The organism is Micrococcus sp. CS26 (genome assembly GCF_055522295.1).
In genome coordinates, this window is sequence record NZ_JBVFVY010000001.1 from 42,100 (window position 1) to 67,938 (window position 25,839).

The window sequence follows — 25,839 nt, forward strand, 5'->3', positions numbered from 1 at the left end:
CCTCACGCCCCCAGCTTCGACTGGCCGCAGACCCGCAGCGTGGCCCCGTTGGTGCCGCCTGCGGCGTCCGAGGCGAGCCAGGCCACCGTCTCGGCCACGTCCTGCGGCAGGCCGCCCTGCTGGAGCGAGTTGAGCCTCCGGCCCACCTCGCGCGTGGCGAGCGGGATCTTCGCGGTCATCTCGGTCTCGATGAAGCCCGGGGCCACCGCGTTGATCGTGCCCCCACGGGCCGCGAGGACCGGTGCGGAGGCCGCGGTCAGGCCGATCACCCCGGCCTTGGATGCCGCGTAGTTCGTCTGGCCGCGGTTGCCCGCGATGCCGGAGATGGAGGCCAGGCCCACGATGCGCAGCCCGTGGCCCGCCACGTCCCGGGCGTCCTCGGCGAGGAACGCCTCGTTCATGGCCAGCTGGGCCGTGGTGTTCACAGCGAGGACGGAGTCCCAGCGCGCGGCGTCCATGTTGGCCAGCATCCGGTCCCGGGTGATCCCGGCGTTGTGCACCACCACGTCCATCCGGCCGTGCCGGGTGCGGCAGTGCTCGAGGATGCGCGCGCCGGCGTCCGGCGCCGTGATGTCCAGGGCGAGCGCGGTGCCGCCCACCTCGTTCACGACCTTGGCCAGCGTCTCGCCCGCCGCCGGGACGTCCACGCCGACGACGACGGCCCCGTCGCGGGCCAGCGTCCGGACGATGGCGGCGCCGATGCCGCGGGCGGCGCCCGTGACCACGGCGACCTTGCCGGCCAGGGGGCGCGCCGCGTCGGCGGGGACCGCGCCGTCGGCGGTGGCGACGGGCACGAACTGGCCGGAGACGTACGCCGCGCGACCGGAGAGCAGGAACGCGAGCGCGCCGGCCGCACCGGGGGCAGTGAGCGGCACGCCCTCGCCCAGGACGAGGCCGTTGGCGGTGCCGCCACGGCGCATCTCGTGCGCGATCGAGCGGGTCAGGCCCGTCACGCCCTGGCGGGCGGCGCGCAGGGCCGGGTCCGTGGCGGCCTCGGGGTCCTCGAACACCGTCACCACGCGCGAGGAGGAGCCCAGCGAGCGCAGCGCGCCGCCGATCTCCAGCGCCACCGCGCCGAGGTCCGCGGGCGTGGCGACCCCGTCGAAGCACGCGACGATCGCCGCGTGGCGTGCGCCCTCCCGGGGGGCGTCGGCGACCTCAAGGCCCCATGAGGCCAAGAGGGTGCGGGCATCCTCGGCTGCGCGGGTCGCGCCCAGGACGAGCACGGAGCCGGGCAGCACGGGGTCGCCGGGGGTGTGCCGGCGCAACTCGACGGGCTGGGGCAGGCCCAGGGCGCCGGTGAGGCGGCGGCCCAGGGGCGAGGCGACGAAGGTGCCGTAACGGTCGGTCATGGTCGGTCCTCTCGGGTCGGGTCGGTCGGGGCTCAGCGGCCGCGGAGCAGGGCCACGATGCCCTGGCCGCCGGCGGCACAGACGGAGATGAGGCCGAGGGAGCCCTCCCCCTTCTCATGCAGCATCTTGGCCAGCAGGGCCACGATGCGGCCGCCGGTGGCGGCGAAGGGGTGACCGGCCGCCAGCGACGAGCCGTGCACGTTGAGCCGGGCGCGGTCCACCGAGCCCAGCGCACCCGGCAGCCCGAGCCGCTCGCGGCAGTACTCCTCGTCCTCCCACGCGGCGAGGGTGGACAGGACGGTGCCGGCGAACGCCTCGTGGATCTCCACGAAGTCGAGGTCGTCGAGCGTGAGCCCGTGCCGGGCGAGCAGGCGCGGGACGGCGTAGGCGGGGGCCATGAGCAGGCCCTCGTGTCCGTCGACGAAGTCCACGGCGGCGTTCTCCATGTCCACGAACTCGGCGAGCACGGGAAGCCCGCGCTCGGCGGCCCACTCCTCGGAGGAGAGCAGCACCGCGGAGGCGCCGTCGGTGAGCGGGGTGGAGTTGGCCGCCGTCATGGTCGCCTCGTCCCCCAGCTGGCGACCGAACGCGGGCTTCAGGCCGGCCAGCTTCTCCGGCGTGGAGTCGGGGCGGAGGTTGTTGTCGCGGGCCAGGCCGTGGAACGGGGTCACCAGATCGTCCATGTACCCGGCGGCGTACGCGGCGCCGAGGTTCCGGTGGGAGGCCGCGGCGAGCTCGTCCTGGGCCTGACGGGTGATGCCCCACTTGTGGGTGGTCAGGGCCTGGTGCTCGCCCATGGACATGCCGGTGCGCGGCTCGCCCGCGCCGGCCGGCTCGGGCACGAGCTGCCCGGGGCGCAGCTGGGCGAGGGCGCGCAGGCGGTCCTTCGTGGTCTTGGCGGTGTTGAGCTGCAGCAGCACGCGGCGCGCACCGTCGGAGAGCGAGACGGGGGCGTCCGAGATCGAGTCCACGCCGCCGCCGATGGCGGAGTCGAGCTGGCCGAGCCGGATCTTGTTGGCCAGGGTGCCCAGGGCCTCCATGCCGGTGGCGCAGGCCACCTGGACGTCGGCGGCCGGGGTCGCGGCGGAGAGCGCGGAGCCCAGGACGGCCTCGCGGGTGAGGTTGAAGTTGCGCGGGTGCTTGAGGACGGCGCCGGCGGTGACCTGACCGAGGCGCTCGCCCTGGAGCCCGAACCGCGCGATGAGGCCGTCGAGCGTGGCCGTGAGCATCTCCTGGTTCCCGACCTCGGCGTAGGCGGTGTTGGCACGGGCGAACGGGATGCGGTTGCCGCCCAGGATGACGGCGGGGCGCAGCGCTCCGCCGGCGACGGCGGGGCGGGAGGCGGTCTCGGACGCGGGGGTCTCGTGGTGGGTCATGACGGTCCTCTCGACGGCGGGCCCACCGCCGACGCGGCGGGGGCGTTGTCACCCCGGACGATACGGACGATACGGACGTCGGCGGGGTGGGTGACTGTGATCCACGGTACCTGATACGCTCGGTTTCGTGAATCCCGTCACGTCCACCGCCCGGGACGGTCGCAGCGTCCGCTGGGACCGGCACCGCGCCGAGCGCCGTCTGGAACTGGTCCGGGCCGCCCGGTCGGCCGTGCACGCCCTGGGCGCACACGCCTCGATGGAGGAGATCGCGTCCCACGCGGGCACCTCCAAGACCGTCTACTACCGCTATTTCGGCGACCGCGAGGGCCTGCGCCTGGCGGTGTCCGAGCGGGTCACCGCACACATGGAGCGCCGCCTGCTCGAGGTCGCGGACGAACCGGTCTCCGAACCCGAGGCGCTGCGTCGCATGGTCGAGGTGTATCTCACGGTCGCGGCGACGTCGCCCGAGGTGTACGCGTTCGCCGTCGCCCCGTCCCCCGCCGCGGCCGAGGCCCCTGTGCTGGGCCCGTTCCTCGAGCGCGTCTACGCCATGCTCGAGTCGGGCCTGGCGCGCGGGATGGCCGCGCGGGGCCACGCCCCGGCGCCGGCGGACCCGCTCGCCCTGTGGCCGCGCGCCGCCGTCGGCCTCGTCCGGGCCGCCGCCGAGACCTGGCTGCGGACCCCGGCCGCCGGTCGCATCCCGGTCGAGGCGATGGCCCGCGCCATCGCCGACTGGCTGCTCACCGGCCTCATCGGCGCCGCGCCCGGCGCCGCCCTCGAACCCGCGGCGGCGGACGCCGACCGCGCCCGCCCCCACTCACGAACAGGAGCATCGTCATGACCGTCCACGAGAAGCTCGCCCCCCAGTCCTCGACGCCCAGCACCGAGGTTCCCTCCGACGTCGCCGAGATCGCGCCCGAGCGGCCGACGCCCGGCTCCCTCGACGCCGCGGCCCTCGAGGAGGCCCTCCTCGGCCGCTGGGCCGCGGAGCGCCGCGAATCCCGCGAACTGGTCAAGGATCCCGCCCTGTGGCGCGACCCGCTGCTCGGCATGGACGAGCACCGCGCCCGCGTCCTGCGGCAGCTGGGCGTCCTCGTGGAGCGCAACGCGGTCCACCGCGCCTTCCCGCGCGAGTTCGGCGGCGAGGACAACCACGGCGGCAACCTCGCCGCCTTCGGTGACCTCGTGCTCGCCGACCCCTCCCTGCAGATCAAGGCCGGTGTGCAGTGGGGCCTGTTCAGCTCGGCGATCCTGCACCTGGGCACCGCGGAGCACCACCGCCGGTGGCTGCCGGGCGCGATGGACCTGAGCGTCCCGGGCGCCTTCGCCATGACCGAGATCGGGCACGGCTCGGACGTCGCCTCGATCGCGACGACCGCCACGTACGACGAGGCGACCCAGGAGTTCGTCATCCACACCCCGTTCAAGGGCGCCTGGAAGGACTACCTCGGCAACGCCGCGCTGCACGGCAGGGCGGCCACGGTCTTCGCGCAGCTGATCACCCGGGGCGTCAACCACGGCGTGCACTGCTTCTACGTCCCCATCCGGGACGAGGAGGGCGCCTTCCTGCCCGGCGTGGGCGGCGAGGACGACGGCCTCAAGGGCGGACTGAACGGCATCGACAACGGCCGTCTGCACTTCACTCAGGTCCGCATCCCGCGCACCAACCTCCTCAACCGCTACGGCGACGTGGCCGAGGACGGCACCTACTCCTCGCCCATCGCCTCCCCCGGGCGTCGCTTCTTCACGATGCTCGGCACGCTCGTCCAGGGCCGCGTCTCCCTGTCCCTCGCCGCCACCACGGCCTCCTTCCTCGGCCTGCACGGTGCGCTGGCCTACGCGGAGCAGCGCCGCCAGTTCAAGGCCTCCGACCCGCAGCGGGAGGAGGTGCTGCTGGACTACCAGAACCACCAGCGCCGCCTCATCGACCGCCTGGCCCGCGCCTACGCGGACGCCTTCGCCTCCAACGAGCTCGTCGAGAAGTTCGACGACGTCTTCTCCGGCCGCTCCGACACGGACGTGGACCGGCAGGAGCTCGAGACGCTCGCCGCGGCCGTGAAGCCGCTGACCACGTGGCACGCCCTGGACACCCTGCAGGAGGCCCGCGAGGCGTGCGGCGGCGCCGGGTTCCTCGCCGAGAACCGGGTGGCCCAGATGCGCGCCGACCTGGACGTGTACGTCACGTTCGAGGGCGACAACACGGTGCTCCTGCAGCTCGTGGGCAAGCGTCTGCTGACCGACTACTCGAAGGAGTTCGGACGTCTCAATGTGGGCGCCGTCTCCCGCTACGTGGTCCATCAGGCCTCGGACGCCCTCCACCGTGCGGGCCTGCACAAGGCCGTCCAGTCCGTGGCCGACGGCGGGTCCGAGCGCCGCTCGGCGAACTGGTTCAAGGACCCCGCCGTCCAGCATGAGCTGCTCACCGAGCGCGTCCGTGCCAAGACCGCCGACATCGCCGGCACCCTCTCGGGGGCCCGGGGCAAGGGCCAGGCGGCGCAGGCGGAGGCGTTCAACACGCGCCAGCACGAGCTCATCGAGGCCGCCCGCAACCACGGCGAGCTTCTGCAGTGGGAGGCCTTCACCCGCGCCCTGGAGGGCATCACGGATGAGACCACGAAGACCGTCCTGACGTGGCTGCGCGACCTGTTCGCGCTGCGCCTCATCGAGGACGACCTCGGCTGGTTCGTGGCCCACGGCCGCGTCTCGAGCCAGCGCGCCCGGGCCCTGCGCGGCTACGTCAACCGGCTGGCCGAGCGGCTGCGCCCCTTCGCCCTCGAGCTCGTCGAGTCGTTCGGCCTCGAGCCCGAGCACCTGCGCATGGCGGTGGCCACGGACGCCGAGACCCAGCGCCAGGAGGAGGCCCACGCCTGGTTCACGGCCCGCCGGGCCGCCGGCGAGGAGCCGGAGGATGAGAAGGCCGTGCGCGCCCGCGAGAAGGCGGCGCGGGGTCGCCGCGGCTGACCGTGGCCGTCCCCGGACGCACACGGGCCCCCGTCACCTCGCGGTGGCGGGGGCCCGTGTGCGTGGTCGGGCGGGCTCAGCGCAGCACGGCCTCGTAGACCTCGATCGTGCGCTCCGCGATGGTCTCCCACGAGAAGTGCTCGATCGCGCGGGCCCGGCCGGCCTCACCCATCGCGCGGGCGCGCTCCGGGTCCTCCACGACGCGGGTGAGCGCGGCCGCGAAGTCGGCGGCGAACCTCTCCTCGTCCACGGGCGCCCCCGTGCCGTCGTCGACCTGCTCGAAGGGGACGAGCAGGCCGGTCTCGCCGTCCTGCACGACCTCCGGGATGCCGCCCACGGCGGAGGCGACGACGGCGGTGCCGCACGCCATCGCCTCGAGGTTGACGATGCCCAGCGGCTCGTAGACCGAGGGGCAGGCGAACACGGTGGCGGCCGTGAGGATCTCCATCACCTCGTGGCGCGGGATCATCCCCTCGATCACGACGACGCCCTGGCGGGTGCGCCGCAGCTCGGAGATCAACTCGTTCACCTCGTGCGCCAGCTCCGCGGTGTCCGGGGCGCCCACGCACAGCACGAGCTGGACGTCCTCCGGCAGCCGCAGGGCCGCACGGAGCAGGTGGGGCACGCCCTTCTGGCGCGTGATGCGGCCGACGAACGCGACGGAGGGCTTGTCCGGGTCGATTCCGTACTTCTCCAGTGCGGCGGTGCCGGTCTGCGGGGTCCAGACCTGCGTGTCGATGCCGTTGTGGACCGTGTGCACCTTCGCCGGGTCCACGTCCGGGTAGCAGGCCAGGATGTCCCGGCGCATGCCGTCCGAGACCGCGATGACCGCGTCCGCCCCGAGGTACGCCGTGCGCTCGGCCCAGCTGGACAGGGCGTAGCCGCCGCCGAGCTGCTCCGCCTTCCAGGGGCGCAGCGGCTCGAGGGAGTGCGCGGAGAGGACGTGGGGGGTCTGGTGCAGGAGCTTGCCGAGGTGGCCGGCCAGGTTGGCGTACCAGGTGTGGGAGTGGATGACGTCGGCGCCCTCGAGGTCGCCGAGGATCGTGAGGTCGGTGGCCAGGGTCTGCACGGCCCCGTTGGCGGCGTCGAACCCGGGCGGGTTCGGGTACGTCAGGACGCGGGCCCCGTGGTAGTCCGGGTCGCGCGGCGCGCCGAAGGCGTGCACGCGGACGTCGGCGCGGGAGGCCAGGACACGGGTCAGCTCGGCGACGTGGACGCCGGCACCGCCGTAGATGGACGGGGGGAACTCTTTGCTCACGATGTCGATGCGCACGCCCCCAACCTAGTTCAGCCCGGCGGGGGTCGATAGTCTGGCGGCACGGATGCCCCGCACGCCCCGAGCACGCGTGCGGGTCGCGACGACCCGGCTCACGAGGAGTGACACAGATGGTGCAGAAGAAGGTCCTCTCGGTCGTGCTGGCGGGCGGTGAGGGCAAGCGCCTGATGCCGCTGACGGCCGACCGTGCCAAGCCGGCCGTCCCGTTCGGCGGCACGTACCGCCTCATCGACTTCGCGCTCTCCAACCTGGTCAACAGCCGGTACCGCGAGATCGTGGTGCTGACGCAGTACAAGTCGCACTCGCTGGACCGCCACATCTCCGAGACGTGGCGGATGTCCACGCTCCTGAACAACTACGTTGCCTCCGTGCCGGCGCAGCAGCGCCGGGGCAAGGACTGGTTCACGGGCAGCGCGAACGCCATCTACCAGTCCATGAACCTGATCCACGACGCACGGCCGGACATCGTCGTCGTCATCGGCGCGGACCACGTCTACCACATGGACTTCCAGCAGATGGTGGACCAGCACATCGCCTCGGGCGCCAAGGCGACCGTGGCCGCGGTGCGCCAGCCGCTCGAGCTGGCCTCCTCGTTCGGGGTGATCGAGACGGACCCGCAGGACAGGACGCGGATCGCGGCGTTCGTGGAGAAGCCGGAGACGACCCCCGGCCTGCCGGACGACCCCACGCAGTTCCTGGCCTCGATGGGCAACTACGTGTTCGACACGGACGCCCTCGTGGCGGCGCTGAACCAGGACGAGGAGAACCCCGAGTCGAACAACGACATGGGCGGAGACATCATCCCGCTGTTCGTGGAGCGCGGCGAGGCCGGGGTGTACGACTTCACCGCCAACGAGGTGCCCGGCGGCACGGCCGGCAAGCACTACTGGCGGGACGTCGGCACCCTGGACTCCTACTACGACGCGCACATGGACCTGGTGCAGCCGTGGCCGGAGTTCAACCTCTACAACCGCGAGTGGCCGCTCTACACCCGCCAGTCCGTCTCCCCGCCGGCCAAGCTCGTGCGCTCGTCCACCCGCCGCCCCGGCTCGGCGAACGACTCGATCCTCTCCCAGGGCGTGGTCATCTCCGGCGGCACCGTGGCCCAGTCCGTGCTCTCCACGGACGTGCGCGTGCACAACGAGGCGTGGGTGGAGCAGTCGGTGCTGCTGGACTCCGTCGTGATCGGCGAGGGGGCCCACGTGCGCAACGCGATCCTGGACAAGAACGTGGTCGTGCCCCCGGGCGCGCGCATCGGCTTCGACCGGGCGGAGGACGAGGCGAACGGCTACACCGTGACAGAATCCGGCCTGACGGTGCTCTCCAAGGGCCAGCCCGTCCCGACGCCGCACTGACGCGGCCCCGGGCCGCCGGTCCCGGACCACCGCCGACGCGCGGGCACGCCGCGGTGTGTCCGCGCGTCGCCGTCCCCGCTGGATCCCCGACCGGAGGCTCGCCTTGACCGACACCACCCCCGACCTCGACGCCACCAACGTCACCCGCGCGGAGGCCGCGGACCGCTCCCGCCTGCTCACGGTGCAGGACTACGTCGTGGACGTGGACCTCTCCGACGCCCGGGACGCCGCGGCCGACACCTATCCGGTCCGCACCGTGATCCGCTTCGCGTGCGCTGAGCCGGGCGTGCAGACCCACCTGGACTGGATCCACGGCGGCGTGGAGTCGGTGACCCTCAACGGCACGACGCTGGACCTGACCGAGGTCGTGGGCCAGGCCCGGGTTCTGCTGCCCGACCTGGCGGCGCAGAACGTGGTGGAGCTGGTCGGCCGGTCCGTGTACTCCCGGTCGGGCGAGGGCCTGCACCGCTTCACGGACCCCGCCGACGGCGAGGTCTACCTCTACACCCAGTACGAGCCCGCCGACGCGCGCCGCGTGTTCCCGGACTTCGAGCAGCCGGACCTCAAGGCCGCCTTCACCTTCTCCCTCACCGGACCCGAGGACTGGGTGCTGGCCTCGAACCGGCCGGAGGTGTCCCGGACGCCGGCCGGGGACGGTGTCGTCCGGGTGGAGTTCGCCCCGACGCTCCCCCAGTCCACCTACATCACGACGCTGCTCGCCGGCCCCTATGCGCAGTGGGAGGACGCCTGGGACGGTCACCCGGCCAGCGGCGCGCAGGCCGTGCCGCTGCGGCTGTTCACCCGGCGCACGATGGCCGACGCGTTCGACCCCGAGGCCGTGTTCGACGTGACCAAGCGGGGGCTGACGTTCTTCCACGACCTCTTCGGCGTCGCGTACCCGTGGGGCAAGTACGACCAGGCGTTCGTGCCCGAGTACAACCTCGGCGCCATGGAGAACCCGGGCCTCGTGACCTTCACCGAGGACTTCGTGTTCACCTCGCGGGCCACCGCGGTCCAGTACGAGGGCCGGGCCAACGTGATCCTGCACGAGATGGCGCACATGTGGTTCGGCGACCTCGTGACGATGCACTGGTGGGACGACCTGTGGCTCAAGGAGTCGTTCGCGGACTACATGGGCGCCCTCGGCGTGGACGAGGCCACCGACTTCCGGACCGCATGGGTGACCTTCGCGTCCCGCCGCAAGGCCTGGGCGTACGTGCAGGACCAGATGCCGACGACACACCCCATCGTCGCGGACATCGTCGACCTCGAGGCCGCCCGTCAGAACTTCGACGGCATCACCTACGCCAAGGGCGCCTCCGTGCTCAAGCAGCTGGCCGCCTACGTGGGCCGGGACGCGTTCCTCGACGCCGCACACCGCTACTTCGCCGCCCACGCGTGGGGCAACGCCTCCCTCGACGACTTCATGGCCGCGCTCGAGGCCGCCTCGGGGCGGGACATGCGCGGGTGGGCGGACGCGTGGCTGCACACCTCCGGCGTGCCCCGGCTGCGGGTCGACGTCGACGGCGACGCCCCGGTGCTGCGCCAGGAGGGCGCGGACCCGGTCACGGGCGGGCCGATCCTCCGCCCGCACGTGCTGAAGGTCGGCGTCTTCATGCCCGGGCAGGACGGCGTCCTGCGCCGCACCGCCCAGGTCACCGCCGATGTGCCGGGTGGGGCGGAGGGCGCGGCCGTGCCCCTGCCGGACCTCGAGGTCCCCGGGGGCGTCCGCCTCGTGCTGCCCAACGACGAGGACCTCACCTACGCCGCCGTCGCGCTCGATGCGGGGTCGCTGCGCGCGGCCCTGACCCACCCCATCGCGGACCCGCTCGCGGAGGCCACCGTGTGGGCCGCCCTGTGGTCGATGACCCGCGACGGCGAGCTGCCGGTCGCCCGGTTCCTCGACGCGGTGGCGACGCTGTCCGCGCGGATCGCGACCGTGGGCGTGCACGCGCAGGTACTGGCGCAGGCCGCCGCGGCCGTGGGCCAGTACGCCCGCGCCGAGGACCGGGACGCGCTGCGCGCTCTGGTGGGCGAGGTGCTGGCCGAACAGACCCGGACGCTCGAGGCCGGCTCCGACCGCCAGCGCACCGCGGCCCGCACGTGGGCGACGCTGGCGCGGGCCGACGTCGGGATGGCCGCGGCCCTCGAGGCCGCCCTGCTCGGCGAGGACGCGGCGACGTCGGCGCCGGGCCTGGCGATCGACGCGGAGCTGCGCTGGCTCGTGCTCCAGGCCCTCGCCGCGACCGGCCGGGCCGACCAGGACCGCCTGGACGCGGAGCTCGAGGCCGGCCGCACCGCCCAGACGGTCACGTGGCATCGCCTCGCCACGGCCGCCCGCCCCGATGCCGAGGTCAAGGCCGCGGCGTGGGAGGCGGTCATGTCCGGTCGCACGGCCACTGGCACGGAGCTGTCCAACGACCTGCTCTCGGCCACGGCGGCCGGCTTCGCCGCGGGCGAGGTCGAGCTCCTCGCCCCCTACGAGTCCGGCTTCTGGCCGCGCCTGACCTCGGTGTGGGCCTCACGATCCAACGGGCTGGCCTCGCGCGCGATCGGCGGGCTGTTCCCGGGCCGCCAGGACGCGGTGGCCGGCGACGCGGACGCGCAGGAGTCGCACCCGACGCTGGCCGCGGCCCAGCGCTGGCTGGACGAGCACCCCGACGCCCCGGGGGCCCTACGGCGCCTGGTCGTGGAGCACACGGACGCCCTGCGGCGGTCCCTGCGCGTGCAGGCGGCGCAGCCGGCGGGCTGAGCCGCCGGCCCGGTCCAGCCCGGAGTGGTCACGACACGCCGCGTCCCTGCGGGACAGACGGCGTGTCGTGACCACGGTGGCTCAGGGCGCGGCGACGCGGAGCACGCGTTCCCGGCCCACCCGGCGCAGGCCCACGGCGTCGGCGGCGCGCTGGGCGTCCCGGTCGCGCATCCCCACCCGCTCGACGACGACGGGCCGCGTCTCCAGCACGGCCGTCAGTTCGGCGTGGCGCGCCACGTGCGCGGCCCCGCCGTCCGGGTCGAGGGACAGCGCCTGCCGGTCGGCCGCGTGGAGCCAGGCCGCCGACACGTCCTCCACCGGGCGGCGCAGGTGCGCGCCGAGGGAGGCGTCGTCGAGCAGGTCGGAGACGTCGGCGTCCGCGAGGCGGGCCACGAGTGCGGGTGGCCCGGCGACCACCGCGGTCGTGTGCAGCAGGACCACGTGCAGCAGCTCCGGGTCGGCGTCCGCGGCGGGCGCGAGCACGACGCCCGGGTCCTCCCACGCCGTCGGCGCGACGCCGAGTCCCGCGGCCAGCCCGGTCCGCAGCGCGGCGGTCGCGTCGGCGCCCAGCACGTCGGCCGGCGCGACCGTGCCGAGGGCCAGCGGGTGGACGCCGAGCAGCCGGTTCAGGGCGCGGGCCTCGCGGTGCGCCCGGTCCACGAGGGCGGCCAGCTCGGGCGAGGTCTCCCCCACGAGCGGCAGCTCGCGCAACGTTGCGGCCCCCACCGGCACCCCGGCCTCGGCCGCGACCGCTGCCAGCGCGTCCCAGTGTCGCGTCTCCTCCTGGGCAGGCGTGCGGCCGCCGCCCGGCTCGTCCAGCCGCGGTCCGTGAGCAGAGGCACGCGGCGGCCGGAGGCCAGCTCCAGCTCGAGGGCGCAGTGGACGTCCACGGTCGACCGTGGGCGCCCCGGGGCGTCGGAGCGGGCGATCAGGCGGACGGGGGCGTCGTCGTCGGGGGTCATGGTCCGATCCTGACAGAGCCGCCCCGCCACACCTCGACGCGTCGGGGGCGGTTTCGGGCGGTACTCACGTCGAATACCACCGCAAACCGCCCCCGGACGGAAGCGTGCCGGACGGTGCCGGGACGCCGTCAGGCGGCTCAGGGCACCCGCGCGGTCCACTCCGGGGTCGCGAACTTGGTGCGGGCCAGCTGCTCGGCCTCCTCACGGGTGGCCTCGTCCAGCTCGACGCGGCGGGCGCCGTAGCGCTCCTCGAAGGTGGTCATCATGGTCTCCCAGATCTCGGCGCGGGAGACGCCGGTCTGGCGCCGGAGCGGGTCCACGCGCTTCTTCGCCGAGGTCACGCCCTTGCCGCGCAGCTTCTCCCGGCCGATGCGCAGCACCTCGAGCATCTTGTCCGCGTCGATGTCGTAGCTCATCGTCACGTGGTGCAGCAGCCCGGCCGTGCCCACCCGCTTCTGCGCGGCGCCGCCGATCTTCCCCTGGTCCGTGGCGATGTCGTTGAGCGGCTGGTAGAACGCGTGCACGCCGAGCCGGGAGAGCGCGTCCATGGTCCACTCGTCCAGGAACGGGTAGGTCTCCGCCGTCTCCAGCCCGTCGACCAGCGACGACGGCACGTGCATCGAGTACGTGACGCAGTTGTCCGCCTCCATGAACATCGCGCCGCCGCCGGAGATCCGCCGCACCACGTTGATGCCGTGCCGCCGCGCCCCCTCGGGGTCCACCTCGTTGGCGAGCGACTGGAAGGCGCCGATCACCACGGCCGGCTCGTTCCACTGCCACAGGCGCAGGGTCGGCTTGCGACGTCCCTCGGCCACCTGCCGGGTGAGCACCTCGTCCAGGGCCACGGTCAGCGCGATCGGCATCGGCTCCGGCCCGATGACCTCCCACTCGTGGTCCCCCCACGTGGTCGCCTTGCCGAGGGCCCGACGCACGGCCGAGGCGACCGCGAAGGCGTCCACGCCGAACAGCTCGGCCTCGGAGCGCAGCCCCCGCTCGACGGCCTCCCGGATGACCCGGTGCTCGGCGTCCGCGGACAGCCCGGCCACCGCCGCGTTGAGGTCCTCGAGCGCCTCGTCCGGCTCGAGGAAGAAGTCGCCGTTGATGCTCGCGGTCGCGATCCGGCCGTCCGCGAGGCTCAGGTCCGCCGCGACCAGCTTGCCGCCGATCACCTTGTATTCACCGTGGAGAGTCGTCATGCCCGCCAGCCTACGGGCGACGCGACGGGCCCCGCACCGCCCGGATCGCTCCGGGGGCCCGGGGCCCGTCGTCGTGGTGGGCGCGCGGCTCAGGCCGCCGCGGTCACTTCTTGCCGCCGAAGCCCTTGAAGCGGGCGTTGAAGCGCTCGACGCGGCCGGCGGTGTCCATGATGCGCTGCTTGCCCGTGTAGAACGGGTGCGAGGCGGCCGAGATCTCGACGTCGATCACCGGGTAGGTGTTGCCATCGGTCCACTCCGCGGTCTTCTCGGAGTTCGCGGTGCTGCGGGTGAGGATCTTCTCACCGGAGGCGAGGTCGTTGAAGATGACGTAGCGGTAATCCGGGTGGATCTCAGACTTCATGGTGCATCCTTCGTGTCAGCCGCCTGATTGGGACCAGGGGCGCGAGAGGTGTGGTCAGGGGGTCCGCCGGACGGCGGGCCAGCCGCCCACTCTACCGCACCCGGGCCGGTCAGCGTGCGCGCAGCTCCCACAGCGCGACCGCCGCGGCCGCGGCCACGTTCAGCGAGTCGACGCCGGCGGGCATGGGGATGACGACGTCGGCGTCGGTCTGGGCGAGGGTCTCGGGCCGGACCCCCGGCCCCTCCTGGCCGAGGACGAGGGCCAGACGCTCGGCGGTCCGCAGCGGCTCGATCCGAGCGGAGTCCAGGCCCACGGCCCGCTCCGTCACCTCGAGGGCGGCCACCGCGAACCCGGCCGCCCGCAGCGCGGGCAGCGACTCGGCGACCGGACCGGGCAGGCGCGCCCACGGCAGGCGGAACACCGTGCCCATCGAGACGCGGATGGCGCGCCGGTACAGCGGGTCGGCGGCCTGCGGGGTGAGCAGCAGTGCGTTCCAGCCGAGGGCGACGGCGGAGCGCACCACGGCGCCCAGGTTCGTGTGGTCCACGAGGTCCTCGGCGATGAGCACGCGCCGGGCGCCCGCGAGGACGTCGGCGAGCGGCCGGGGCGCGGGGCGGTCCATCGCGGCCAGGGCGCCGCGGTGCAGGTGGAAGCCGGTGAGGGCCTCGAGCACGTCGTCGGGTCCGGTGAAGACCGGGACGTCCGGATGGGCGGCGAGCACGTCCGCGAAGGACCCGCGGTAGCGGTCCCCCAGCAGGAAGGAGCGCGGGGTGTGTCCGGTGTCCAGTGCGCGGCGGACCACCTGGGAGGACTCGGCGAGGAAGACGCCGTGCTCCGCGTCGACGCGACGGCGCAGGGCCGCGTCCGTCATGGTCGTGTAGGGGGCCAGGCGGGGGTCGGCGAGGTCCTCGATCCGCTCCAGGCGCACCTCGCGGGTCCCGCCCTCACCCACCCGAGACCTGCCGCATCACCATGACCACCAGCCCGGCCAGGCCCACGATCACGATGGTGACGCGCAACGCCGTCGGCGAGATGCGCCGCCCGATCCGCGCGCCCACGAGCCCGCCCACGAGCGAGGAGAGCGCGATCAACAGCACGGCCCGCCAGTCGATGCGGTCGAAGGCGAACACCAGGTAGAACGCCGCGGCGGTGAGGTTGACCACCAGCGACAGCCACGTCTTCACGGCGTTGGCGTGCACGAGGGTGCCGCCCACCAGCAGCACGCCGAAGATCGCCATGAGCATGACGCCCTGGGCGGCCACGAAGTAGCCGCCGTAGATGCCGGTCAGGAACACGAGCGTCCACAGCGTCGGGGTCACGGGGCCCACCGGCACGGGAGAGTCCGCGCCGGGGGTCGGTCCCTGGTCCTCCGCCCGACGCCTGACCCACCCCTGGATGCGCGGCTGCAGCACGACGACCGTCAGGGCCACCACGAGCAGCACCGGCGCGACGTAGCCGAACACGGCCGGGGGCAGCGTGGTGAGCAGCGCGGCGCCGATGACCCCGCCGAGCAGGGACGCGACGGTCAGCTTCGGCAGGAGCGCCCGGGACTGGGCCAGCTCGCGGCGGTACCCGTACGTGCCGGAGAAGCCCGAGGCCACCAGGCCCATCGCGTTGGAGACCTGGGCCGTCACGGGCGGGAACCCGACCGCCACGAGCGTCGGGAAGGTGACGAGCGTGCCCGAGCCGATCACCGAGTTGATCGTGCCGGCCCAGAACCCCGCGAGCAGCACGAGCAGGACCTGCCACAGGTCCATGCCCAGCAGCTGCGCGGTCAGCAGCCCCGTCACCGGGCCACGGCGGTGTACCGACCGCCTGTGCGGGTCACCTTCAGGTCCGTGCCGAACGCCGCGGAGAGGTGCTCCTCGGTGAGCGTCGACTCGATGGGCCCGGCCGCCACGACGCCGCCGTCCCGCAGCAGCAGGGCATGCGTGAAGCCCGGGGGCACCTCCTCGAGGTGGTGCGTGACGAGGACCAGCGCGGGCGCGTCCTCGTCCGTGGCGAGCGCCGTCAGCTGGCGCACGAGGTCCTCCCGCCCGGCGAGGTCCAGGCCCGCGGCGGGCTCGTCCAGCAGGAGCAGCTCGGGATCGGTCATCAGGGCACGGGCGATGAGCACGCGCTTGCGCTCACCGTCGGAGAGGGTGCCGAACGCGCGGTGCGCGAGGCGGGAGAGCCCCCAGGTCGCCACGAGGCCGAGCGCGCGGGCGCGATCCTCCGTCTCGTACCGCTCGCGCCACGTGCCGGTGATCCCGTAGGCGGCGGTGACGACGGCGTCCTGCACGGTCTCGTTCGCGGGCACCTGGGCGGCGAGCTGGGCGGAGGACAGGCCGATGCGCGGGCGCAGCTCGAACACGTCGACGGCGCCGAGCACCTCGTCCAGCACGCCGACGTCGCCGGCGGTCGGGTGCAGGCGGGCCGCGGCCAGCTGGAGCAGCGTGGACTTGCCGGCGCCGTTCGGGCCCATCACGATCCACCGCTGCCCCGCGCGGACCGTCCAGTCCAGGGGGCCGAGGATGTCGGTGGTGCCGCGGCGCACGCGCACGCGGCGCATCTGCAGCACGGCGTCCTCATCCGGGAGGAACCAGTCGTCGGGAGGCGCGGGGGTGGTCATGGGGGCCAGCCTAGTCCGGCCGGCCGGCGCGTCGCCGATGCGACGCACGCCCGGCCGCGCCCGCACCCCCGCCTAGGATGCCGCGCATGAGCACCCTGCGCCGCCTCGTCGTCACCGCCGACCCCGCCCTCCTCGTCACGGACGCGCCCCCGGCCGGCGTGCCCGACGACGCCGAGCGGCTCACCGACGACGGCCTGCTGGGCTGGCGCTTCGCCGCGGACGAGTGGGCGGCGGCCCCGGAGCCGGGCTCCGGGTGGGACGTGCTCACGCTGCCGGCGGCGGTCGCCGCCGCGCCGGCGCCCCTCGTGGTGACGGACGTGGACTCCACGCTGATCCGGCAGGAGGTCATCGAGCTGCTCGCCGCCCACGCCGGCCGCGAGGCCGAGGTCGCTGAGGTGACGGAGCGGGCGATGCGCGGTGAGCTCGACTTCGCCGCCTCGCTGCACGCGCGCGTCGAGGCGCTCGCGGGGCTGCCCGTGGGCGTCGTGGCGGACGTGGTGCGGGCCATCCGGCCCACCGACGGAGCCCTCGCGCTGATCGAGGCCATCACCGCGGCCGGCGGCCGGGTGTGCGCGGTCTCCGGCGGCTTCACCCAGGTGCTCGCCCCGCTGGCCGAGGCGTGGGGCGTGCACGCCTACTGCGCCAACGAGCTCGAGGTGCGGGACGGGCACCTGACCGGGAGGGTGCTCGGCGACGTCGTGGACCGCGCGGCCAAGGCCGCCATGCTGCGCGCCTGGGCCGAGGACGCGGGGCTCACCCCCGAGCAGGCCGTGGGCGTGGGCGACGGCGCCAACGACATCGATCTGCTCGAGGCGGCCGGCTGCGGCGTGGCGCTGTGCGCCAAGCCGATCCTCCGGGAGCACGCGGACGTCGTCGTCGACGTGCCCTCCTTCACCCCCCTGCGGTGGCTCCTCGGTCTCTGAGCCGCCCGAGCCGAGATGCCACGAGGGCCGGATCCCACGGATCCGGCCCTCGTGGTCAGGGGTGTGGTGCGGTTCAGTCCTGCCCGAGGAAGTCCTCGGCGCCGCCCACGAGCTCGGTGTGGCCGACCTCGAGGTCGTCGCGGCCCACGAGAGAGGCGATCTCGGCGGCGAACTCCTCCACCGAGTAGAGCTTGCCGGCGGCCTCGCGGCGGGCCTCGATGGCACCGGGCTCGGCGCGGTCGAGCAGGGTGGCGGTGATGGTGCCCTCGATCATGTCGCCGGAGACCACCACAAAGCCCACGCCCTTCTCCGTGAACGCGGGGATGCGCTCGCGCAGCGCGTCCTCGCCGGCGCGCTTGGAGCGGGCCACGGGCTCGTAGGAGTCCATGGTGGCGACCTCGTCGATGAAGTGCGCCTGGTGGGAGGTCACGAACACGATCTGCCCGCCGGCGCCCATGCGCTCCAGCGCGGCGTCGGCCAGCGCGGCCTGGGCGTCACGGTTGAGCTTCAGGGCGTAGTCCTCGCCGAACTGGGACTCCATGCCGCCCGAGGCGTTGAGCACGAGCACGTCGAGTGAGCCGAAGTGCTCCACGGCGGCGTCCAGCAGCGCGGCCCGGTCCTCGGCGACGGTCACGTCGCCGCCCACGGCCACGGCGCGGCCGCCGGCCTCCTCGATCCTCTGCACCACCTTGTTCGCGCGCGGCGCCTTCTGGCGGTAGTTCACCACGACGCCCGCGCCGCGGGCGGCCAGCAGCTCGGCGGTGGCGGCTCCGATGCCGCGGGAGGAGCCGGTGACGACGACGCCGCGTCCGGCCAGGTCCTGCTCGGTCATGTTCTGTGCTTCCTGTCTGCTCAGCGGTCGGTGGTCGTCAGTGGCCCATGCCCAGGCCGCCGTCCACGGGGATCACGGCCCCGGAGATGTACGCGGCCTCGTCCGAGGCCAGCCAGCGCACGACGCCGGCCACCTCCTCCGGGGCGGCGAAGCGGCCGGCCGGGATGGACGTCTTGTACTGGGCCTTGAGCTCGTCGTCGAGGGACTGCGTCATCTCGGTGTCGATGTAGCCGGGGGCCACGACGTTCGCGGTCATGCCGCGCGCGCCGAGCTCGCGCGTGATCGAGCGGGCCATCCCGACGAGGCCGGACTTGGAGGCGGCGTAGTTGACCTGGCCGGGCGAGCCGAGCAGGCCCACCACGGAGGAGATCAGGACGATGCGGCCGCGCTTCAGGCGTATCATGCCCTTGGTGGCGCGCTGCACCACGCGGAAGGCGCCGGTGAGGTTCGTGTCGATCACCGAGGTGAAGTCATCCTCGGACATGCGCAGCAGCAGCTGGTCGTGGGTGATCCCGGCGTTGGCCACGAGCACCTCGACCGGGCCGTGGGCCTGCTCGACCTCGCGGAAGGCCGCGTCCACGGAGGCCGCGTCCGTCACGTCGGCCCGGACCGCGAGGACCCCCTCCGGCCCCTCCCCCGAGCGGGAGGTGATGGCCACGCGGTCGCCGTTCGCGGCGAACGCCCGGGCGATGGCCAGGCCGATGCCGCGGTTGCCCCCCGTGACGAGGACGCTGCGGCCGGCGGCCTGCGCGTCCGCTGCGGGCGTGGTGGTCTGATCGGCCATGGGAACACCTTCCGGACGGGACGGGACTAGACTGGAGCACCGGCGCGGCGCCGTCGACGCCGTCCTGCGGGACGCCGCCGACGGCGGGCGCGCCGGCATGTGAACCACCACTCTACGTCCGCGGCCGCGCGGGGGCCCCGCAGGGCGCGACGTGCCAGGAGGATGCGCCATGACCAGCTCCGCCGCCGGCTCCCGAGCCGGCCGTCCCGCCCACGCCGGGCGCGGGGCGACACCGGAGGTCCAGGGGGTCACCACCGCCGCCGCCGGCCGCAGCGCGGACCGGGAGGCGCGCATGAGGGTCTACCTGGTCCAGATGCTGCTCCGCACCGCCTGCTTCGTCGCCGCGCTCTTCACCCACGGCTGGTGGCAGCTCGGGTTCATCCTCGGCGCGGTCGTGCTGCCCTACGTCGCCGTCGTGCGCGTGAACAACACCGGCCCGCAGCAGGCCGGCACCCTGCGCGCCGTGCCCGCCCAGGGACCGGCCCTGACCCCCCGCCCCGACGACGCGGCGGCGCCCGAGCCGGTCGTGCTCACCGGCGACCTCGTGGACGACCCGCGCGACCGTGCGCCACGGGCGCTGGGCCGAGGGTCCTCGTCCGCCGGCAGTCCCGGCCTGCCCGGACGGGGCGGCGCGTGATCGGCGCGGTCCCGGGTGAGCCGGGCATGGACCTGCTGGGCGCCCTCGCGTCCGGCCGCCTTGACCCCGCCGCCGGTGCCTCCACTGCCCGATCCCCGCACGCCGCCGTGGACGGGCCCGAGCGGCCGGTCTGCTCGCGTCGTGGCTGCACCGCGGAGGCCGCCTGGGCCCTGGAGTGGAACAACCCGCGCGTCCACGCCCCGGACCGCGTGAAGACCTGGCTGGCCTGCACGGACCATCGGCCCTTCCTGGACGACTTCCTGAGCGCCCGCGGCTTCCTGCGGCGCTCCCGCCCGCTCGATCCGGCCGCCACGCAGGCGCCCGAGGTCGACACGCCCGAGACCCCGCAGGAGCCCCCGCGCCCATGAGCACCCCCGCCCCCATGACGGACCCGACCGCCCGCGACGCCGAACGCCTTCCTGCCCTGCGCTTCGGCTTCCTCGCCACCGGCCCGTGGATCCTCGGCTTCGTGGTGTGCGTCCTCTTCGCCTTCCTGTGCCATGCGCTCGCGCAGTGGCAGTGGGACCGCCGCGTGGAGGTCCAGCACCGCGTCAACCGCGTCCTGGAGAACTACGACGACGACCCGGTTCCGTTCGCCGAGGCCTCCCGGCTGTTCACCGCGTTCCAGACCGACGACGAGTGGACGCCCGTGACACTGACCGGCGAGTACCTCGTCGACGAGACGCTCATCGTCCGCAACCGCCCCCGGGCCGGCCAGCCCGGCTACGAGGTGCTCGTGCCGTTCCGGACGGACGAGGGCCCCGTCGTCGTGGTGGACCGCGGCTGGCTCCCGGTGGGCAACAGTCCGGGTCAGCCGGACGCCGTGCCGGCCCCGCCCGCCGGCCACGCCGAGGTCGTGGTGCGGGTCAAGCCCGGGGAGCCGGCCCTGGACCGCGACGCCCCGGAGGGCCAGGTGCCCTCGATCGACCTCGCCGAGATCGCCGACACCGTGGGCGGGCCCGTGGCCGGAACTGCCTACGGGATCATGGTCACGGAGGACCCGGCGGTGGAGCCGATGCCGCAGAAGCTCGTCGAGCCCACCCTCGACGAGGGCCCGCACCTGTCCTACGCGATCCAGTGGTACCTGTTCGCGGCCATGGGCTTCGGGGTGTGGGGGTACTCCGCGTGGATGCGCGCCCGCAACGACCGGGCCGACGCCCTCGACGACGCCGCGGACGACGGGCTGCTCTCCGCTCACCGGGTCCCCCGCGCCAAGCCGGTCCGGCGGCGCGACGGGCGGCTCACGGATGAGGAGGCCGAGGATGCGCTCTTCGACTGAGCCCGCCCTCCGCCTCGGCGGCCCGCGCACTCAGGCGAGGGTGATGAGGTCCCTGTAGTCGTCGTTCCAGAGGTCCTCGACCCCGTCCGGCAGCAGCACCACGCGCTCGGGGTCGAGCGCCTCGACGGCGCCCTCGTCGTGGGTCACGAGCACCACGGCGCCCTCGTACTGCTGCAGCGCGTTCAGGATCTCCTCGCGGCTGGCGGGGTCGAGGTTGTTCGTGGGCTCGTCCAGCAGCAGCACGTTCGCGCTCGAGGCCACGAGCGTGGCCAGCGCCAGGCGGGTCTTCTCGCCACCGGAGAGGACGCGGGCGGGCTTGTCGACGTCGTCGCCCTGGAAGAGGAACGATCCGAGCAGCGTGCGCGCCTGGGTGTCGCCGAGCTGCGGGGCGGCGTGGCGCATGTTGTCCAGGACCGACGCGTCCTGGTCCAGGGTGTCGTGCTCCTGGGCGAAGTAGCCCAGCTTGAGCCCGTGGCCCGCCTGGACCTCGCCGGTGTCCGGGGTCTCCTCCCCGGCGAGCATGCGCAGCAGCGTCGTCTTGCCGGCGCCGTTGTAGCCCAGGATCACCACGCGCGAGCCGCGGTCGATCGCCAGGTCCACTCCCGTGAAGATCTCGAGCGAGCCGTAGGACTTGGAGAGGTTCTCGGCGCGCAGCGGCGTCTTGCCGGAGGCCTGCGGGGTGGGGAAGCGGATCGCGGCCACGCGGTCGACCGCGCGCTCGCCCTCGACGCCGCGCATGAGCCGCTCGGCGCGCTTGATCATGTTCTGCGCGGCGGTGGCCTTGGTCGCCTTGGCACGCATCTTCTCGGCCTGGGCCATGAGGGCCGAGGCCTTCTTCTCCGCGTTGGCGAACTCCCGGCGGCGGCGCGCCTCGTCCTGCTGGCGCTGGGCGAGGTAGTTCTTCCACGTCATGTTGTAGACGTCCATGGTCTGCCGGTTCGCGTCCAGGTAGAGGACCTTGTTCACGGTCATCTCCATGAGCTCCACGTCGTGCGAGATCATCAGGAGGCCGCCGGAGTAGGTCTTCAGGTAGTCGCGCAGCCACACGATCGAGTCGTGGTCGAGGTGGTTGGTGGGCTCGTCCAGCAGCATGATGTCCGCGTCGGAGAAGAGGATGCGGGCGAGCTCCACGCGGCGGCGCTGGCCGCCGGAGAGGGTGTGCAGCGGCTGGTCCAGCACGCGGTCCGGCAGGCCGAGGTTGGACGTGATCCGGGCGGCCTCGGACTCGGCCGCGTAGCCGCCGCGGGCCTCGAACTCCGCCTCCAGGCGGGAGTAGCGGTTCATCGCCCGCTCCCGCTCGGCGTCGTCGACGGCGGCCATCCCGGCCTCGGCCTCGCGCATGCGCCGGATGGTCTGGTCCAGGTCGCGGGCGGAGAGGATGCGGTCGCGGCCGGACTGGTCCATGTCCTCGACCTTGGGGTCCTGGGGCAGGTAGCCGATGCGCCCGGTCCGGGTCACGGTGCCCGCCGTGGGCTGCCCGCCGCCGGCCAGGACCTTGGTCAGCGTCGTCTTGCCGGCGCCGTTGCGCCCCACGAGGCCGACCTTGTCCCCCTTGTCCACGCGGAAGTTCACCTCGTCCATGAGGAGACGGGTGCCCACGCGCAGTTCGACATCGGTGACGGTCAGCATGGGGGTGTCAGACTCCAAGGGTCGAGGGGGGAACAGGGGTGCATCGGCGGGGCCCGGCCGATCTCGACGGGCGGGGGCCAGCGCGGTGCCGGGCCAGTCTAGTCCGTCTACACTCTGGCCCCATGAGCTTCAACGAGAACGTGCAGATCGACGCCGGCCGGGCCCGATCGGGCGGTGGCGGCGGGCTGGGGGGCCGGGGCATCGCCATCGGCGGTGGCGGCGGCCTGCTCGCGTTGCTGCTCGCGATCTTCGCCCCCGGGCTGGCCGAGCAGCTCGGGATCGACACGGGCGGCGGGTCCGTCGGCCAGAGTCAGTACCAGCAGCAGACGGGCTCGGGCGGCCAGAGCCAGCCCCTCTCGGACGAGGAGTGCGCCAGCGGTGCGGACGCCAACCAGAACACGGACTGCCGCGTCGTCGCGACCACCGAGGCCGCGGACGAGTTCTGGGGCGAGTACCTCGCCCAGTTCTCGGACATCCAGTGGCGCCAGCCGCAGCTGACCCTGTTCCAGGGCGGCGTGAGCACCGGCTGCGGCAGCGCCTCCTCGGCCACGGGCCCGTTCTACTGCCCGGCGGACGAGTCCATGTACTTCGACACCGCGTTCTTCGAGACGCTGCAGACCGATTTCGGCGCCGAGGGCGGACCGCTGGCGGAGGAGTACATCGTGGCGCACGAGTACGGCCACCACGTTCAGCAGGTGACCGGCTACCTGCAGCACTCGAAGGACGGGACCACCGGCCCCACCTCCGGCGCCGTGCGCGCAGAGCTGCAGGCCGACTGCTTCGCCGGCATGTGGGCCGGGCATGCCACCTCCACCGTGGACCCCGAGTCCGGTGAGCCGTTCCTGAAGCCGATCTCGCAGGACCAGCTGCGCCAGGCCATCGACGCGGCCTCCGCCGTGGGCGATGACCGCATCCAGTCCACCCACACCGGGCGGGTGGACCCCGAGGCGTTCACGCACGGCACCTCCGAGCAGCGCATGGCCTGGTTCATGCGCGGCTACCAGAGCGCCCAGCAGGAGCCCGACATCCGCCAGTGCGACACGTTCCGGGCCCCCTCCCTGGACATCTGAGCCGAGAGCACCGCGCCTGCGGGTCCGTCCGCACTCCCCCACGACGACGGCGGCCCCTCACCTCCTGGGCGAAGGTGAGGGGCCGCCGTCGTCGTCCGGACCGGATCAGATGTTGAAGCCAAGGGCGCGCATCTGGTCGCGCCCGTCCTCGGTGATCCGCTCGGGGCCCCACGGGGGCATCCAGACCCAGTTCAGCCGCCACTCGTCCACCATGGTGCCGATCGCGCGGGAGACCTGGTCCTCGATCTCGTCCGTGAGCGGGCAGGCCGCGGTGGTCAGGGTCATGTCCACGAGCAGCGCGCCGTCGTCGGCGTAGTGCAGCCCGTAGAGCAGACCCAGGTCCACGACGTTGACGCCCAGCTCCGGGTCGATCACGTCCTTGAGGGCCTCACGGATGTCCTCCGTGGGCACCTGGTTCGCGGTCTCCGTCATCTCAGGCCCCCGCCGCGGCCTTCTCGAAGCGGGCGTAGCCCTCGGCCTCGAGCTGCTCGGCGAGCTCCGGGCCGCCGGACTCGGCGACGCGGCCGTCCACCAGCACGTGCACGTGGTCCGGCTTGATGTAGTTGAGGATCCGCGTGTAGTGGGTGATCAGCAGGGTGCCCATCTCGTTCTGCGCCTGGGCGCGGTTGACGCCCTCGGAGACGATGCGCAGCGCGTCGACGTCGAGGCCGGAGTCGGTCTCGTCGAGGATCGCGAACTTGGGCTTGAACAGCTCGAGCTGGAGGATCTCGGCGCGCTTCTTCTCGCCGCCGGAGAAGCCCTCGTTGACGTTGCGGTTCATGAACGCCGGGTCGATCTGCAGGGCCTCGAAGGCGCCCTTGACGTCCTTGGTCCAGGTGCGCAGCGAGGGGGCCTCGCCGTCAAGCGCGGTCTTGGCGGTGCGCAGGAAGTTGGTCATGGTGACGCCCGGGATCTCCACGGGGTACTGCATGGCCAGGAAGAGGCCGGCCTGGGCGCGCTCGTCGACGCCCATCTCCAGCACGTCCTCGCCGTCGAGGGTGATGGAGCCGGAGGTGACCTCGTAGCGCGGGTGGCCGGCGATGGTCGAGGCCAGGGTGGACTTGCCGGAGCCGTTCGGGCCCATGATCGCGTGGGTCTCGCCCGTCTCGATGGTCAGGGAGAGGCCCTTCAGGATCTCCTTGGGGCCGTTCTCGGTCGCGATCTGCACGTGCAGGTCGGTGATCTGCAGGGTTGCCATGGTGGTTCTCCTCGGGTGGAAGGCGGTGGGGTCTGCGGGGCGTCGGTCAGAGCTGCGCGATGCGGAGCTCGTCCTCCATGACGGCGGTCAGCTCGTCCTCGACGTCGCCGATGCCGATCTTCTGGATGATCTCGTTGAGGAAGCCGCGCACGATCAGGCGGCGGGCCTCGGTCTCGGAGATGCCGCGGGCCATCAGGTAGAACAGCTGGGTCTCGTCGAAGCGGCCGGTCGCGGACGCGTGGCCCGCCCCCTCGATCACGCCGGTCTCGATCTCCAGGTTCGGCACCGAGTCCGCGCGCGCCCCGTCGGAGAGCAGCAGGTTCTGGTTCTTCTCGTACGTGTCCGTGCCCTCGGCCTCCTTGCGGATCAGCACGTCGCCCACCCACACGGTGCGCGCGTCCGTGCCCTGCAGGGCGCCCTTGTAGAGCACGTTCGAGACGCAGTCCGGCTGGTTGTGGTCCACGAACAGGCGGTTCTCGAGGTGCTGACCGGCGTCGGCGAAGTACAGGCCGTACATCTCGGCCTCGCCGCGCTCCGCGGCGAACCGCGCGGTCGGGGTCAGCCGCACCACGCCGCCGCCGTAGGACACGGCCACGTGCTTGAAGTGCGCGTTCGTGGCGACCGAGGCCTGCTGGGCCGAGACGTGCACGGCATCGCCCTCCCAGGCTTGCAGTGCGACCACGTTCAGGCGGGCGTCGCGGCGCACGTCGAACTCGACGTTCTGGGCCAGCACGGCGGTGCCGCGGTGGGCGATCACGACGTCGGCCTGCGCGTTCTCCTCCACGAGCACGGTCAGGTGCATCGCGGCCGGGTCGGCGGAGGAGCCGACGACGTCGATGCGCACCGGCTCGGCGACCTCGCCGGAGATCGTGACGACGGTGGCCTCGGAGACCGAGTTCCAGGCCGCGGCGGACACGCGGTCGTCCGGGGTCAGCACGGAGCCGACGCGGGCGTCGTCGCGGGCCACGGTCTCCACCGTGACGCCGGCCTGCTCGGCCACGGTCACGGCGGGCGCGGCACCGGTCAGGCGCGCGTCGTCGCCCTCGGGCAGGTGCAGCCCGCCCAGGCGCTTGAGCGGGGTGAAGCGCCAGTCCTCCTCGCGCCCCGTGAGCACGGGGAAGTCGGACAGCTCGAAGGAGCTGAGGCGATCGGCGCGCGAGCCCGCGGCGTTGCGCTCCCGGCCCCCGGCCCGGGCGGCCGGGTTCTGCGCGGCGGTGAGCTTCTCGCCCTCCTCGCCCATGCCCGGGATCATGGTCCGCTGGGTGTTCTCAACGGTGTCGGTCAT

The 25,839-nt window shown here is 73.5% G+C and carries 24 protein-coding genes; 9 read left to right on the top strand and 15 right to left on the bottom strand.

Translation table 11 applies throughout. The features are described from left to right. Positions 1-2: 2 nt before the first annotated feature. Both ACZ1IK_RS00205 and ACZ1IK_RS00210 read right to left on the bottom strand, forming a co-directional pair. The gene (locus tag ACZ1IK_RS00205) at positions 3-1,352 is read right to left on the bottom strand and encodes a 3-oxoacyl-ACP reductase (RefSeq protein ID WP_134377170.1); all 1,350 of its coding nucleotides are present in this window, start codon (positions 1,350-1,352) and stop codon (positions 3-5) included. Positions 1,353-1,384: 32 nt separating this feature from the next. Further along, positions 1,385-2,728, bottom strand: a complete 1,344-nt coding sequence (locus ACZ1IK_RS00210; RefSeq protein WP_044658924.1) for an acetyl-CoA C-acetyltransferase — start codon at positions 2,726-2,728, stop codon at positions 1,385-1,387. 127 nt (positions 2,729-2,855) lie between these two features. On the opposite strand from ACZ1IK_RS00210, the gene ACZ1IK_RS00215 reads away from it, so the two are divergent. After that, a complete protein-coding gene (locus tag ACZ1IK_RS00215) occupies positions 2,856-3,569 on the top strand; it encodes a TetR/AcrR family transcriptional regulator (protein ID WP_041103822.1) in 714 nt (237 codons plus the stop codon). Beyond that, positions 3,566-5,689 carry an acyl-CoA dehydrogenase family protein gene (locus ACZ1IK_RS00220; protein ID WP_044658927.1) on the top strand — a complete coding sequence of 708 codons (2,124 nt, stop codon included), beginning with the start codon at positions 3,566-3,568 and terminating at the stop codon, positions 5,687-5,689. Before ACZ1IK_RS00215 ends, ACZ1IK_RS00220 begins: the two co-directional genes overlap by 4 nt. A 76-nt stretch (positions 5,690-5,765) precedes the next feature. Here the strand turns inward: ACZ1IK_RS00220 and glgA are convergent, their stop codons facing one another. Next, a complete protein-coding gene (glgA, locus tag ACZ1IK_RS00225; protein ID WP_044658928.1) occupies positions 5,766-6,962 on the bottom strand; it encodes a glycogen synthase in 1,197 nt (398 codons plus the stop codon). Between the two features lie 113 nt (positions 6,963-7,075). On the opposite strand from glgA, the gene glgC reads away from it, so the two are divergent. Together glgC and pepN are read left to right on the top strand one after the other, a co-directional pair. Further along, positions 7,076-8,320 (top strand): glucose-1-phosphate adenylyltransferase, encoded by a 1,245-nt coding sequence (glgC, locus tag ACZ1IK_RS00230; RefSeq protein ID WP_044658929.1) that lies wholly within the window; start codon positions 7,076-7,078, stop codon positions 8,318-8,320. 103 nt (positions 8,321-8,423) lie between these two features. Further along, positions 8,424-11,072, top strand: a complete 2,649-nt coding sequence (gene pepN / locus ACZ1IK_RS00235; protein ID WP_134377169.1) for an aminopeptidase N — start codon at positions 8,424-8,426, stop codon at positions 11,070-11,072. Positions 11,073-11,153: 81 nt separating this feature from the next. Here the strand turns inward: pepN and ACZ1IK_RS00240 are convergent, their stop codons facing one another. The 6 genes from ACZ1IK_RS00240 to ACZ1IK_RS00265 form a co-directional block, all read right to left on the bottom strand. Beyond that, positions 11,154-11,783, bottom strand: a complete 630-nt coding sequence (locus tag ACZ1IK_RS00240; protein WP_230277982.1) for a hypothetical protein — start codon at positions 11,781-11,783, stop codon at positions 11,154-11,156. Positions 11,784-12,171: 388 nt separating this feature from the next. Then, the gene (locus tag ACZ1IK_RS00245; RefSeq protein WP_465098209.1) at positions 12,172-13,230 is read right to left on the bottom strand and encodes a lipoate--protein ligase family protein; all 1,059 of its coding nucleotides are present in this window, start codon (positions 13,228-13,230) and stop codon (positions 12,172-12,174) included. Between the two features lie 103 nt (positions 13,231-13,333). Continuing rightward, the gene (locus ACZ1IK_RS00250) at positions 13,334-13,591 is read right to left on the bottom strand and encodes a type B 50S ribosomal protein L31 (RefSeq protein WP_036336843.1); all 258 of its coding nucleotides are present in this window, start codon (positions 13,589-13,591) and stop codon (positions 13,334-13,336) included. A gap of 109 nt (positions 13,592-13,700) precedes the next feature. Further along, positions 13,701-14,543: a TrmH family RNA methyltransferase gene (locus ACZ1IK_RS00255; protein WP_134377168.1), complete on the bottom strand. Its 843-nt coding sequence runs from the start codon at positions 14,541-14,543 to the stop codon at positions 13,701-13,703. Beyond that, on the bottom strand, positions 14,536-15,381 hold the full coding sequence (locus tag ACZ1IK_RS00260) for a sulfite exporter TauE/SafE family protein (protein ID WP_041103831.1): 846 nt from the start codon (positions 15,379-15,381) through the stop codon (positions 14,536-14,538). Before ACZ1IK_RS00260 ends, ACZ1IK_RS00255 begins: the two co-directional genes overlap by 8 nt. Then, a complete protein-coding gene (locus tag ACZ1IK_RS00265) occupies positions 15,378-16,202 on the bottom strand; it encodes an ABC transporter ATP-binding protein (RefSeq protein ID WP_052520061.1) in 825 nt (274 codons plus the stop codon). Before ACZ1IK_RS00265 ends, ACZ1IK_RS00260 begins: the two co-directional genes overlap by 4 nt. Positions 16,203-16,288: 86 nt before the next feature. Between ACZ1IK_RS00265 and serB the strand changes: the two genes are divergently transcribed. Further along, positions 16,289-17,125, top strand: a complete 837-nt coding sequence (gene serB / locus ACZ1IK_RS00270; protein ID WP_134377167.1) for a phosphoserine phosphatase SerB — start codon at positions 16,289-16,291, stop codon at positions 17,123-17,125. Positions 17,126-17,198: 73 nt separating this feature from the next. Here the strand turns inward: serB and ACZ1IK_RS00275 are convergent, their stop codons facing one another. Together ACZ1IK_RS00275 and ACZ1IK_RS00280 are read right to left on the bottom strand one after the other, a co-directional pair. After that, entirely contained in the window at positions 17,199-17,957 is a 759-nt protein-coding gene (locus ACZ1IK_RS00275; protein ID WP_127435562.1) for an SDR family oxidoreductase, read from the bottom strand. Positions 17,958-17,994: 37 nt separating this feature from the next. Next, positions 17,995-18,741 carry a beta-ketoacyl-ACP reductase gene (locus ACZ1IK_RS00280; RefSeq protein ID WP_127435563.1) on the bottom strand — a complete coding sequence of 249 codons (747 nt, stop codon included), beginning with the start codon at positions 18,739-18,741 and terminating at the stop codon, positions 17,995-17,997. A gap of 169 nt (positions 18,742-18,910) precedes the next feature. Between ACZ1IK_RS00280 and ACZ1IK_RS00285 the strand changes: the two genes are divergently transcribed. From ACZ1IK_RS00285 to ACZ1IK_RS00295, 3 genes are read left to right on the top strand one after another with little or no spacing between them, the layout of a single operon-like run. Further along, on the top strand, positions 18,911-19,378 hold the full coding sequence (locus ACZ1IK_RS00285; protein WP_134377165.1) for a DUF3099 domain-containing protein: 468 nt from the start codon (positions 18,911-18,913) through the stop codon (positions 19,376-19,378). Beyond that, entirely contained in the window at positions 19,375-19,746 is a 372-nt protein-coding gene (locus ACZ1IK_RS00290; protein WP_036336831.1) for a hypothetical protein, read from the top strand. The genes ACZ1IK_RS00285 and ACZ1IK_RS00290 overlap by 4 nt, the downstream gene beginning before the upstream one ends. After that, positions 19,743-20,657, top strand: coding sequence for an SURF1 family cytochrome oxidase biogenesis protein (locus tag ACZ1IK_RS00295; RefSeq protein WP_127435199.1), 915 nt, complete (start codon positions 19,743-19,745; stop codon positions 20,655-20,657). Before ACZ1IK_RS00290 ends, ACZ1IK_RS00295 begins: the two co-directional genes overlap by 4 nt. A 30-nt stretch (positions 20,658-20,687) precedes the next feature. Here ACZ1IK_RS00295 and abc-f read toward each other — a convergent pair whose 3' ends face one another. Next, entirely contained in the window at positions 20,688-22,286 is a 1,599-nt protein-coding gene (gene abc-f, locus ACZ1IK_RS00300) for a ribosomal protection-like ABC-F family protein (RefSeq protein ID WP_465098210.1), read from the bottom strand. 122 nt (positions 22,287-22,408) lie between these two features. On the opposite strand from abc-f, the gene ypfJ reads away from it, so the two are divergent. After that, positions 22,409-23,356, top strand: coding sequence for a KPN_02809 family neutral zinc metallopeptidase (ypfJ, locus tag ACZ1IK_RS00305; RefSeq protein ID WP_070708820.1), 948 nt, complete (start codon positions 22,409-22,411; stop codon positions 23,354-23,356). A 105-nt stretch (positions 23,357-23,461) separates the two neighbouring features. Here ypfJ and ACZ1IK_RS00310 read toward each other — a convergent pair whose 3' ends face one another. From ACZ1IK_RS00310 to sufD, 3 genes are read right to left on the bottom strand one after another with little or no spacing between them, the layout of a single operon-like run. Then, positions 23,462-23,788, bottom strand: a complete 327-nt coding sequence (locus ACZ1IK_RS00310) for a metal-sulfur cluster assembly factor (RefSeq protein WP_070708819.1) — start codon at positions 23,786-23,788, stop codon at positions 23,462-23,464. Between the two features lies 1 nt (position 23,789). After that, the gene (gene sufC / locus ACZ1IK_RS00315) at positions 23,790-24,554 is read right to left on the bottom strand and encodes a Fe-S cluster assembly ATPase SufC (protein ID WP_070708818.1); all 765 of its coding nucleotides are present in this window, start codon (positions 24,552-24,554) and stop codon (positions 23,790-23,792) included. Between the two features lie 46 nt (positions 24,555-24,600). Further along, entirely contained in the window at positions 24,601-25,839 is a 1,239-nt protein-coding gene (gene sufD / locus ACZ1IK_RS00320) for a Fe-S cluster assembly protein SufD (RefSeq protein WP_036315255.1), read from the bottom strand.